Origin of the sequence: Longimicrobium sp., assembly GCF_036280135.1 — a bacterium.
Taxonomy (GTDB): domain Bacteria; phylum Gemmatimonadota; class Gemmatimonadetes; order Longimicrobiales; family Longimicrobiaceae; genus Longimicrobium.
Genome location: NZ_DASURI010000915.1, coordinates 1 through 11253, shown reverse-complemented (window position 1 = coordinate 11253; position 11253 = coordinate 1). Strand labels below are relative to the sequence as shown.

Sequence of the window (11253 nt, the reverse complement as noted above, 5' to 3'; positions counted from 1 at the left end):
CCCGCATCGGCCCGGACGTTCCGGCCAGCTGCGGGACGGAGGCGCTGGGCGAGCGCGTGTCGTTCACCGTGGGCCAGGTCACCTGCCACGCCGTGGGCGACGCGCCCGTGGACGCGTACGGCTGGGCCGCCGGCGTGGGCGCCTTTCCGCGCCTGTTCGCGGAGCCGTACAGCTTCGTGGACATCAACCGCTCCGCCACCATCGTGGGCACGGTGAACCCGCCGTCGCAGTTTCCCCAGGCGTCGCCGCGCGCCTTCGAGGTGCAGGGCGCCGCCATCACCCCGCTGCTGCCGGACGGCGCCACGAGCAGCGAGGCCGCCGGCATCGCGGACGACGGCACGGTGGGCATCACCGCGTACTACGACTGCGCCAGCCAGCGGAGCTGCGCCGAATCGCGCGCGATGGTGCTCGTGGCCGGCGCGTGGGTCGACGTGCCGCTCCCGTCCACGGCCGACCGCTCCGTGGCCGCCGCCGTGAGCTCCGCGGGGCACGTGGCCGGCTACTCGCTGGGCGACGTGGACGGCGTGTTCCTGTACGACGCGCCGGACGACGACTTCGACGTGCTCCCCGTCGTCCCCGGCACGCGCGTGCAGATCACGGGCGTCAACGCGCTGGGGCAGATCGTGGGCACGGGCACGCGCCAGTCCGTGGCGCCGGGGCAGCAGGCCAGCTACGGCATCATCTGGGGCGACGGGCGGCAGTACTCCATCAGCGAGCGCATGAACGACGACGCGCCCTGGCAGGTGACCGCCGCGCTGGCCACGGACGACGAGGGACGCATCGCCGGCACCGGCTTCAACACCCAGACGGGGCAGGAAGGCGCCATCCTTCTCACGCCCGCCGTCAACTGAGCCGGGCTCCCGACCTCCATCCGCCGATGACGGACAATTCCCCTCCCCACGACGCTCCGCCGCCGGGCGCGCTGTGCTTCGCCTTTCGCGGCGGCGAGCTGCTCGTGGCGGAGGACGGCGACGGCGTGCGCGTTCCCCGCGTGGCGGATTCCGGGCTGCATGCGGAGTCCGGCGTGTGGGTGGACGCGGGCGAGGCGGACGGGCTGCGCTGCTTTGCCGTCTCCCTGCCGGACGGCGCGCTGGAGCCGCCGGGGATGCGCTTCGTGCGGCTGCGCAGGCTGTATCCGCTGCTGCCGGCCCCCGTGTACCGGATGGCCGGGCGCGCGTCGGAGATCGTGGAGTGGGAGCACGCGCACCGGTTCTGCGGGCGGTGCGGCGGGCGGACGGTCGCTTCGGGCGAGGCGCTGGCGCGGCGGTGCACGCAGTGCGGCGCGCTGCACTATCCGCGGCTGGCGCCGGCCGTGCTGGTCTGCGTGGCGGACGGCGACCGGCTGCTGCTGGCCCGCTCGCCGCACTTTCCCGCGGGGATGTACAGCACGCTGGCGGGGTTCGTGGAGCCGGGCGAGTCGCTGGAAGAGGCGGCCGCGCGCGAGGTGCGCGAGGAGGTGGGGATCGAGATCGCGGGGCTGCGCTACTTCGGCAGCCAGCCGTGGCCGTTTCCCAGCTCGCTGATGGTGGCGTTCACGGCGGAGTACGCGGGCGGCGACCTGCGCCCGGACCCGGCGGAGATCGAGGACGCGCGGTGGTTCACGGTGGATGCCATGCCCGCCGTGCCGCCCGTGATGAGCCTGGCCCGCGCCATGATCGACGACTGGGTCCGCGCCCACGGCGGCGATCCCTCCGCGCTGGAGACGACGGAGTAGGGGAGGAAAACCAGTCGTAGCCCCAGCCTGAGCGGGTAAACCCGCCGCTGGGACAGCCAGAAGCCCCGTCTCGCGCCGACGCGCTCTGCGAACGAGGCTTCAACCGATCGAAAGGCCGCCCTGGTGTACCGGGGCGGCCTTTTGCTGGGGCAGTCCGCGAAGGCGGACTTCGCGAGTTTCCAGCGGCGAATTCATTCGCTCGGCGAGGAGCCGGCCGATCCGCTCCGATCCGCTCCGCCCCTCGGCCCTTCGCATCCCACGCCTCCGCATCAGATCCCCGTCGGGTACGTCTCCGGCGGCTCGGCGCTCTCCCACTGCGGCGTGCGCTCCAGCGGGTGCAGGGCGCGCGTGGTGTCGTAGTGGATCACGGCGTCGAACTGGTCGGAGAGGCGCGCGTGAAAGTAGTGGCTCCACCGCTCCGTCTCCGGCTTGTAGATCACGCCGATAGCGCGTTCCAGCCGCGCCTCGCGCAGGGCATCCGCCGCGGGGCCGCTGTCGCGCAGGGGGAGAAAGAAGTCGGGGATGCCGGTTTCGTGCAGCAGCTTCTCGAAGCTGTCCTCCATCCCCGGCCGCACGCGCTTGCGCTCCGCCGGCGCGTCCCACTCCGACGCGGCCGTCACCGTGCCCGTGTACGTGCTGAAGCCGATGAGCCGCGCGTCGTCGCCATGGCGCTCGCGGACCAGCTGGCCCACGTTCCACTCGCCCTCCTCGCCCATCTCCGTGGCGCTGGCGTCGCCCAGGTGGGAGTTGTGCTCCCAGACGACGACCTTCGGCGCGATTCCCTTCCCCGCGAAGTGCCGCAGCAGCGCGTCCAGCGTATCGGCCATGTGGCAGTCGCGCAGGTTCCATGAGCTCACCCGCGCGGCAAACATGCTGCGGTAGTATTCCTCCGCGTTCTTGACCAGGCGGGCGTTCTGCTCGGCGTAGAAGTGCTCGTCCTCCGCCACGCCGCCCTCGTCGCCGCCCATCCGCGTGGCCTGCTCGCGAAGCTCGTGCAGCTGGTGCACGGCCTCGTCCACGCACGCGTCCGTGATGCCCAGCTCGGCCGCGTATCCGTACGCCTGCGGGTCCTCGCCGCCCACGCGGTGAAAGCAGCCGTATCGCTGGCGGGCGCGGCGCGCGGCCTCGGGATCCACGCCTTCCAGGTACTGGATGACGGCCTGGATGGAGCCGAACATGGAGTACAGGTCCAGCCCGTAGAACCCCACGCGCGGCGCGCCGTCCGGCAGTGCGTCGTTGTGCGCGCGCAGCCACGCGACGAGCTCCACCACGTCCGTGTTGCGCCACATCCACTGCGGAAAGCGCACGAACCCGCCCAGCGCGCCGTCCGGCGACACGTCCGTGCCGGCGCCGCGCACGTAGCGGTTCACGCGGTAGGCGTCGGGCCAGTCCGCCTCGACCGCGACGGCCGAGAATCCCTTCTCGGTGATGAGCCGCCGCGTGATCTCCGCCCGGGCGCGGTAGAACTCGTGCGTGCCGTGCGACGCCTCGCCCAGCAGCACGATCGGCGCGTCACCGATGAGCTCCATCAGTGCGTCCCAGTCGTTCTCGTCGCCCGTGAGGGGCACCGCCGCCACGCGGATGGCCTCGATCGCCGCCGTATCGTCCCGTCCCGCCATCGTCGTCCTCCAGAACGCCATCGGATCCGCCTCCTGCCCGCGAGAGGTCGCTCCGAGGCGCAGCCTGTGTGCCAGGGCAAAGGACAAACGGCAACAGCATTCTCACGCAGAGCCGCGGAGGACGCAGAGTACTTCATCGCGTGACGAAGTTCCTCTGCGCCTCTGCGGCTCTGCGTGAGAAATCAGTTTCTACGATGCGGTGGATGAAGCCGGCGCTTCCGCCTCGGGCTCCGGCTGCTCTCCGCGTGATGGATCGGACGGGCGCAGGGCGCGATTGGCGAGCGCGAGCAGGCCCAGCGGCACGGCCACGGCCGCCATCGCCGCCAGCGAGGTGACGTGCGGCTTGTCCAGCGCGCGCAGGGCGATGCGCATGCGCTTCGTAAGGACGGCCGCGCGCTCCGTGGCGCCCTCCGTCTCCACGGGCACGCCCCAGTCAAAGTCCACCAGCCGCTCCAGGTACCCGCGCTCCACGCACCCTTCCAGGCTGAACACGTGGATGTCGTCCGTGTGGCGGCGCGCCAGGCGCAGGTCGCGCGCGAGCTCGTCCCACGACAGCGGCGGCGGCGGGGCCAGCCCTTCCTCCACCCCGCCGCCCGTCACGCCCACGGCCACGGCGGGAAAGTGCCGCGCGTAAAAGTCCAGGAACCCGTGCCCGTGCGGCCGCGCGAAGCTCGTGTACAGCATCACGATCTCGCGGTCCACCCGCAGGTCGATCATCCCCGTCACGCGCTGCAGCACCTCCGTGCCGGCCTCGCGCTCCGTGTGGATGAACGGAAACACGTACGCGTCCACGGGATAGCCGTCGGCGTGGATGCGGCGCACGAGGCCCTGGTACATCTCGCGGTTCTCGGCGATGCAGCGAAAGATGCGCGGCAGGGCGCGGACGAGCGCCAGCGGGCTGCGGCGCACGGCCCGCACCTCGTCGATGTTGGGCTCGATGTCGATGCCCACGCGCTCCCACTCCAGCCCGTGCGCGCCTGACCACGCCACAAAGTCGCCGTAGCGCTCCCACGCCTCGCCCGCGTTGTGGGCGTTGCACCAGTAGCCGCCTTCCTCCGGCAGCAGCAGCCACGCGGCCACGGGCACGCCGGCCTCGTTCAGCCGGCGCACCACCTGGGCGCGCTCGCGGCTCAGGTCCACCAGGCCGATGGTGACGGTGGCCCGCAGCCGGCGCAGCAGGTGGATGACGGATTCGTCCGCGAACAGGCGCGCCAGGTCGCGCGCGTTGAGCTCGCAGAAGAACGACAGCCGCAGCGCCTCCCAGCGGCGCCGCGGCGCGCGCCCGCCCGGCTTCGAAAGCGTTACCCTGTCGAGGTTGGACACGGATCGGTGGTGTGGGTTGCGGTCGGTTGTCCGCCCCGCACGGCGGCAACGCCCGTGCCGTTACACGGGATGGGAGTCGCGGAGGGGCTTGATCCGATCCTGGCGGTGTACCAGATTTGGGTACGGACCACCTGAATGAGAGCATCTGTCCATGGCGAACGGAACCCTGCACAACCTGCTGCCCGGCGGCACGCTCAAGCTCGTTACGCACTTCGTCCTTCACCCGGAGGATCGGCTGCACTTTCGCGCGCTCAAGCAGCGCACGGGGCTGGGCACGGGCTCGCTGCAGCGGGAGCTGGCGCGGCTGGAGGGGATGGAGCTGATCGCGCGGTCCGAGGAGGGGGGCAAGGTCTTCTACACGCCGCTCTGGGAGCGTGACAGCTGGCGGGCGTTCCGCACGCTCCTGCGCGAGCACGCCGATCCCGTGGAGGTGGTGCGCGATGCGCTGATCGGCGTGAGCGGCATCAAGGCGGCGTTCGTCTACGGCTCCACGGTCCGCGGCGACACGCGCCCCGACAGCGACATCGACCTGTTCATCGTCGAAGAGGAGATGCCGCTGCATGAGATCGGCCGGGCGACCACGGAGGCGGAGTCGCTGCTGGATCGGCTGATCGACATCAGCGCCCACACACCCGCATCGCTTCGACAGAAGCTGGAACGTGGAAGCAGCTACCTGCTGGACGTGCTCTCCGGGCCCAAGGCATGGGTCATCGGGTCGGAGGACCTGCTCCCCGTGACGTGAGGTGATATGAACCACACCGTGCAGAACCACCTCGAAGCCCGGCGCCTGGAAGAGCGCCCTGGTAACGATGCGGAGCTGGCGGGCTTCTGGGATAAGGTGCTCACGGCCTACCATGACGCCATGAGCTCCGACACCAGTCCGGCGAATCGCCTGCTCCGGGCGTACGACGCATCCCGGATTTGCGCCTTTGCGATCCTTCGTGCAGGCGGATACCGGACGCGCGGCGGCGATAGCCATCATTTCGTCACATTCGACGTCGCCCGCAGCCTCGTTGACGATGGGGACCTGAAGCAGGCACTCGACAGGATGAGCGGCTTTCGGCGCGTGCGGCATGCAATCGAGTACGAGGCGCACGACGATGCCGATGAGGCAAAGGTGGCCGAGGCGCTGCAACTGGCGGAACGGATCATCCGGCTCGGAGGGAAGCACCTGCGTCAGCAGCGTCCTCACGTCACGCTCCCGCAAGTAGATGCCAGGCGTATCACGTGACGAGCGTGGCCCGCGGGGTCTTCCTTTCGGACGCGGTCTGTGCTAATGTTTAGCACATGACAAAGACGGATCGACCCACGTCTACGCTCTCTTCGGTCTTCCCATCGCCCGCGATGGGGCGGCTGGTCGTGTTCTTTGCAGTGCATCCGGGCCAGCGATTTCACCTCCGCGAGCTCATGCGGCGCACGGGCCTGCCGAGCGCGTCCATGCAGGCCGAACTGCGGCGGCTGACCGGCCTCGGGGCGCTGGGGCGGGAAGAAGAGGGCGGACGAGCGATCTTCCGCGCGGACGAGGCGCATCCGGCATGGCACGCATGGACGCTGCTGCTGCGCTCCTGCGTGCATCCGCCCCACGTGGTGCGCGAGGCGCTGGTGGATGCGAACGGCATCGACTGCGCCTTCGTGTTTGGGTCCATGGCCCGGGGCGACGCACGGCACGCGAGCGACGTCGACGTGCTGCTGATCGGTGACGATGATGCGCAACTGCGCGCCGGTCGCGTGCTGTCCGAGGTCTCGTTCCTGATCGACCGTGAGATCGATGTGCTCGGTTATACGCGCGACGAGATCGCGGAGCGCATACGGTCCGGCAATACGTTTATCCAGGACGTGCTCGACGGACCGAAGGTTTGGATGAAGGGCGATCCCGCGTCCCTGGATTTGGAGGTGACGGCATGACACCGCGCATCAAGCTGATGCTCGAAAGCCGGCAGCTCGAGGAAAAGCCGGCCCCTGACGAGGAAATTCAGGGGATGTGGTCCAAGGCGGTCCGCACCTATCGAGGCTCGGCCCTGCCGGACCTGGATGCCGACTCCGCGTTCACGCTGGCGTACCAGGGCGCGCTCCAGGCTGCCACGGCCATTATCCGCGCGGCGGGCTACCGCGTGTACGGCGACGGCCACCATCAGCATACGTTCGATGCCGTTGCGGCGCTGGGGGCGGGCGATCTCTCGGAGGCTGCCCGGGAGCTGAACATCATTCGCCAGCGGCGGCATCGCGCCGTCTACGATTGGACGACGACCGAGGAGAAGGATCTGGCCCGTCTGCGCTCCGCGGCATCGAGCCTGTTCCAGCTCGGTTGCGCGTGGCTGCGGGATCAGCGCCCAGGGCTCGATCTCGCGACGCTGGGCTGATCCCAACACGGCCCATCGATCGTCCCCCAGCGGAACCCCACGGCCATCTGCGGGGTTATCCAAGTCTCACGCCCGATAATCCGTGTCCATCGTGTAAGCCCATGCCTCCGTTCGGCTTGGGGAGCATGGATCGCGCTTTGCAAAACGCGTCCGCACGATGGGTCCGTGACGCGCGCGCCCTTTGCCTGGTCCCCAGGCAAAGGGCGCGCATCCGCACGCACAACCGCAGTCCCGCATGATCCGATCTGCCTCCGCCCCCGTCTACGCGGCCCTCGTGGGTCTTGCAACGGGCCTCGCATTCGGCACGGCCAGCGGCGAGCGCGCCATCCTCTCGGCCATCCCGGCCGTGGAGGAGCTCACGCCGCACCTGCCGGACGACCCCATGCCGCCGCTGACCCACGCCGCCATGGCGCTGGCCGTCCGCGACGCGGAGGGGCACCTGGAGGCGGGGCGGCCGTGGGCGGCGTGGCAGGCGCTGCGCGGGTTCGTCCGCAAGCCGGAGGACGCGCCGGAGCGCGTGGTGCTCGTGGCGGCCCGCGCGGCGGCGGAGTGGGACGGGTGGAGCCAGGTGCGCCGCCTGCTGGAAGGCCGCGACTGGCTGGCGAAGCAGGGACGCGGCGAGGGGCTGTACCTGCTGGGCCGGGCGTACGGCGCGCGCCAGGACTGGACGGAGGCGGCGGATGCGTATCGCCGCTACCTGGACGTGCGCGGGGCCGAGCGCCGGGGCGAGGCGGCCGCGCGGCTGGGCGTCGCGCTCAGCCGGACGAAGGACGTGGCCGGTGCCGGGCGCGCGTTCTCCGTGGCGGCGGAGGACGGCGCGGCGGCGGACTGGATGCGCGCGCTGCAGGCCGAGGCCCTGGCACAGGCCGGCGACGCGGGCGTGGTCCGCGCGGCGGCCGCGCCCAGTGCCAGCGCGCCCGTGCGGCTGCGGCAGGCGCGCGCGGAGGTGCGCTACTGGCTGGCTCGCGGCGACACGGCGCGCGCCATCACCCGGCTGGGGGACGAGGCGCGTGGCCTGGAGGCGGCGGACGGCGCTCCGCAGGCGGCCGAGCTGGCGCTGGAGCACGCGCGGCTGCTGATCAGCACGGCCCGTGGGGCGGAGGCGCGCGCCGTCCTGCAGCGCGTCTCGGCGGATGGACGCGTGCCCGGCGCCGTCCGGGTCCGCGCGGCGACCCGGCTGGGGGAGATGGCCGGCACGCGCACGGTGGACGAGGAGCTGGCGCGCGCCGCGGCGTTCGAGGCCGGCAAGCGCCCGGGGCTGGCCGCGCGGGCCCTGCGTGGCGCCCTCCGCGCCGGCGCGCCGGACGACGGGGCCGCGCGTCTCCGCCTGGGCCGGCTGCTGTTCGAGGAGCGCGACTTTCGCCCGGCGCGCGAGGCGCTGCTGCAGGCCGCCCGCCAGCTGCCGGACCCCGCGCGCGCGGCCGAGGCGGAGCTGTACGCCGCGCGCGCCCTGCGCCGCCTGGGCAGCCTGGACGGCTACGCGGAGATGAAGGCGATCGTGGAAAAGCGCGCGGGCACGGCCGCGGCCGGCAGCGCGCTCTTCCTGCTGGGGGATGCGTCGGACGACCGCGACCGCGCCATCGCGTACTACCGCCGCGCGGCGGAGGTGACGGCGTCGCCGGACGCGCGCGAGGCGGGATTTCGCCTGGGCGACCGGCTGCTCAAGGCGGACCAGGCCGGCGCCGCCGCGGCCGCGTGGGAGGCGCTGGTCCGCCGCTTTCCCGCCGGCGAGCAGTCCGCGGAGGCGGCGTACCGCGCGGGCGTCATCCACGAGCGCGCGGGGCGGGCGGACCGGGCGCGGGCCCTGTACGCGGCCGCCATCGCCGCGGACCCCGTGTCGTACTACGCCATCCGCGCGGGCGACCGCATGGGCGCGGACCCGCTGGCGGCCGCGCTGGCCGGCACGCGCGAGTGGCCGTCCGCCCCCGGCGACGCGGCGGAGGCGGAATCCGCCCTGCGCCGGCTGCGGGCCCTGGCGGACGCGGGGATGGAGGACGCGTGGAAGCAGGAGCTGGACTGGCAGGCGCAGCGCCTGGACCGCCGGCCCGCCGCGCTGCTGGCCCTGGCGGAGGGGCTGCGCGACGACGGCCGCAGCGTGGACGGCATCCGCCTGGGGCGCGTGCTGCTGGAGCGCCGCGGCGGCGAGTGGGACGCACGGCTGCTCCGGGTCGTCTTCCCCTTTCCGTACCGGGCCCTGCTGGAGGCGGAGGCGGATCGTGCCGATGTCGATCCGTACCTGCTGGCCGGCCTCGTGCGGCAGGAGTCGTCGTTCAACCCGCGGGCGCAGTCGTGGGTGGGCGCCACGGGGCTCAGCCAGATCATGCCGGCCACGGGCCGCTGGCTGGCGCCGGGCGCGGGGGTGAGCAACTTCGATCCCAGCCTGCTGGCCGTGCCGGAGATCAACCTGCGGATGGGCGCGCGCTACCTGCGCGACCAGGTGCGGCGCTACGGCGGCAAGCGCGACCTGGCCCTGGCGGCGTACAACGCGGGCCCCAGCCGGGCGGACGCGTGGCGCCGCGAGCTGGGCTACGGCGGCGACCCGGACCGCTTTCGCGAGCGCATTCCCTTCGCCGAGACGCGGCACTACGTGCAGGTGGTCATCCGCAACGCCGTGGTCTACCGGCGGCTGTACGGCGCGGAGCGCGCGCCCGGCCTGTCCGGCGGCGGCTCGTAACTTTCGCGCGGACCCCGCCGTAGGGCGAAAACACGGCGCGGTGGGGGTGTAAGCGTTGACCTCCGCCGTTTCCGCGGATATCCTGTTGCGGACGCGGCGTTTCCGTGCGTTCCGCGCCTTTCTCGTCCGGCGGCCGTCCGCGGCCCCTGAACGATTCCCGATGATGCAAAACATCCGAACGGCCGCGCGGTGGGTGCTGCCGGCGGCGCTCGCCCTGTGCGCGGCGCCGGCGGCCGCGCAGTCGCTGCGCGGATCACCGGCCAGCATCGACCGCATGTACAACCACGCGCGGTCGGCCGACCTTACGTTCTACCGCACGGGCACGGGCGTGCGAGGCGCCGCGCGCGAGGGCGACCTGGTGCGGATGAGCGGCAACGACGACTACCGCCTGTCGGGCGTGTCGTACCCGTACGCGCTGTCCAGCACGCGGACGTTCGTGCAGCGGCTGGGCGCGCAGTACCGCGAGGTGTGTGGCGAAAAGCTGGTGATCACCAGCGGCGTGCGGCCCACGTCGCTGCGGCTGAGCAACTCCACGGACCGCTCGGTGCACCCCACGGGGATGGCCATCGACATCCGCAAGCCTACGGGCGGGCGGTGCCTGGCGTGGCTGCGCGAGACGCTGCTGCACCTGGAGGCGCAGGGGGTGATCGAGGCCACGGAAGAGCGCCGGCCGCCGCACTTTCACGTGGCCGTGTATCCCGCGCCCTACCGCCGCTACGTGAGCAACGCGGGGGGCGGAAGCTCGTCGTCCGCCCAGTCGCGCTCGGCGTCGCGCGGGAGCTCGTCGTCCTCGTCGCGGCCCAGCCGGACGACGTACCGCGTGCGCAGCGGCGATTCGCTGTGGGAGATCGCGCGGCGGCACGACACCACGGTGGATCGCCTGCGCGACGCGAACGACATGCGCAGCAACCGCATCGTGGCCGGCCAGGTGCTGATCATACCGACGAGGTAGGGCGGGGAAGAAGTACCAAGTTGCAAGTGCCAAGTACCAAGTGCCCGGGTGGATGATTCCGCCTGGGCACTCGTCGTTTCCGGCTACGCCTCCAAAGCCGCATCGCCGCGGCATATGCCTGACCATCGTCCTCCCCGCGGCTGAAAGCGTCATCCTGAGGAGCCGCCGCGCGACCCAGACCGTTGCACGATCCATGGCGGCGACGAAGGATCTTGTGTCCGAACCACGGGGCCGGCTTCCGGGTCTGGAGCCGGCCTCACGCTTTGCATGCAAGATCCTTCGTCGCGCCAGGGTCCGATGCACGTTCGGGTTGCGCGCGGGCGCTCCTCAGGATGACGCGTACGCGGGAGTGCGACGATTCGGCTCCGATGTCGCGAACCCATCGACATTGGATTCAAACCATCCGCGGAGTGGGTTCCCGCGACGCGCGGCGGGTGACATCGGGCGTACCCAAGACAGGACACCGCGGATGGACCGCATCCGGAAAATCGAGCATCTACAAGGGAATTCGCGCGGCACCGGCGTTGCCCCTGCGGATCACCAGCGCCGCTCGCACCTGGGCGGCGGGCTTTCCCGGTGAGGATCTCCCGAACGAGGGTAGTACCATGATC

At 71.8% G+C, this 11253-nt stretch carries 9 protein-coding genes and 1 pseudogene; 8 read left to right on the top strand and 2 right to left on the bottom strand.

Annotation, left to right across the window (positions count from 1 at the left end; translation table 11 throughout):
* Both VFZ20_RS29545 and nudC read left to right on the top strand, forming a co-directional pair.
* Positions 1-851, top strand: a pseudogene (locus VFZ20_RS29545) (hypothetical protein); the annotation flags it as partial.
* Between the two features lie 26 nt (positions 852-877).
* Positions 878-1714 (top strand): NAD(+) diphosphatase, encoded by an 837-nt coding sequence (nudC, locus tag VFZ20_RS29540; RefSeq protein WP_329687558.1) that lies wholly within the window; start codon positions 878-880, stop codon positions 1712-1714.
* A 269-nt stretch (positions 1715-1983) separates the two neighbouring features.
* Here the strand turns inward: nudC and VFZ20_RS29535 are convergent, their stop codons facing one another.
* Together VFZ20_RS29535 and VFZ20_RS29530 are read right to left on the bottom strand one after the other, a co-directional pair.
* Positions 1984-3333, bottom strand: a complete 1350-nt coding sequence (locus tag VFZ20_RS29535) for an erythromycin esterase family protein (RefSeq protein WP_329687557.1) — start codon at positions 3331-3333, stop codon at positions 1984-1986.
* Positions 3334-3522: 189 nt separating this feature from the next.
* Positions 3523-4656 carry a hypothetical protein gene (locus VFZ20_RS29530; RefSeq protein WP_329687556.1) on the bottom strand — a complete coding sequence of 378 codons (1134 nt, stop codon included), beginning with the start codon at positions 4654-4656 and terminating at the stop codon, positions 3523-3525.
* Positions 4657-4807: 151 nt separating this feature from the next.
* Here VFZ20_RS29530 and VFZ20_RS29525 point away from each other — a divergent pair, with 151 nt between their 5' ends.
* From VFZ20_RS29525 to VFZ20_RS29500, 6 genes are all read left to right on the top strand, one after another.
* Positions 4808-5398, top strand: coding sequence for a nucleotidyltransferase domain-containing protein (locus VFZ20_RS29525; protein ID WP_329687555.1), 591 nt, complete (start codon positions 4808-4810; stop codon positions 5396-5398).
* A gap of 6 nt (positions 5399-5404) precedes the next feature.
* A complete protein-coding gene (locus VFZ20_RS29520) occupies positions 5405-5887 on the top strand; it encodes a hypothetical protein (protein WP_329687554.1) in 483 nt (160 codons plus the stop codon).
* A 113-nt stretch (positions 5888-6000) separates the two neighbouring features.
* Complete coding sequence (locus VFZ20_RS29515) at positions 6001-6561, top strand: nucleotidyltransferase domain-containing protein (RefSeq protein ID WP_329687553.1); 561 nt, start codon at positions 6001-6003, stop codon at positions 6559-6561.
* Complete coding sequence (locus VFZ20_RS29510; protein ID WP_329687552.1) at positions 6558-7016, top strand: hypothetical protein; 459 nt, start codon at positions 6558-6560, stop codon at positions 7014-7016. Before VFZ20_RS29515 ends, VFZ20_RS29510 begins: the two co-directional genes overlap by 4 nt.
* 235 nt (positions 7017-7251) lie before the next feature.
* Positions 7252-9690: a transglycosylase SLT domain-containing protein gene (locus tag VFZ20_RS29505; protein ID WP_329687551.1), complete on the top strand. Its 2439-nt coding sequence runs from the start codon at positions 7252-7254 to the stop codon at positions 9688-9690.
* Positions 9691-9850: 160 nt separating this feature from the next.
* Positions 9851-10642 (top strand): DUF5715 family protein, encoded by a 792-nt coding sequence (locus tag VFZ20_RS29500; RefSeq protein WP_329687550.1) that lies wholly within the window; start codon positions 9851-9853, stop codon positions 10640-10642.
* The last annotated feature ends 611 nt before the right edge of the window (positions 10643-11253 follow it).

Excerpts from the sequence above, each read along its gene's own strand:
- nudC (WP_329687558.1), top strand. The coding sequence starts at position 878 with ATGACGGACAATTCCCCTCCCCACGACGCTCCGCCGCCGGGCGCGCTG.
- VFZ20_RS29535 (WP_329687557.1), bottom strand. The coding sequence starts at position 3,333 with ATGGCGGGACGGGACGATACGGCGGCGATCGAGGCCATCCGCGTGGCG.
- VFZ20_RS29525 (WP_329687555.1), top strand. The coding sequence starts at position 4,808 with ATGGCGAACGGAACCCTGCACAACCTGCTGCCCGGCGGCACGCTCAAG.
- VFZ20_RS29520 (WP_329687554.1), top strand. The coding sequence starts at position 5,405 with ATGAACCACACCGTGCAGAACCACCTCGAAGCCCGGCGCCTGGAAGAG.
- VFZ20_RS29515 (WP_329687553.1), top strand. The coding sequence starts at position 6,001 with ATGGGGCGGCTGGTCGTGTTCTTTGCAGTGCATCCGGGCCAGCGATTT.
- VFZ20_RS29510 (WP_329687552.1), top strand. The coding sequence starts at position 6,558 with ATGACACCGCGCATCAAGCTGATGCTCGAAAGCCGGCAGCTCGAGGAA.
- VFZ20_RS29505 (WP_329687551.1), top strand. The coding sequence starts at position 7,252 with ATGATCCGATCTGCCTCCGCCCCCGTCTACGCGGCCCTCGTGGGTCTT.
- VFZ20_RS29500 (WP_329687550.1), top strand. The coding sequence starts at position 9,851 with ATGATGCAAAACATCCGAACGGCCGCGCGGTGGGTGCTGCCGGCGGCG.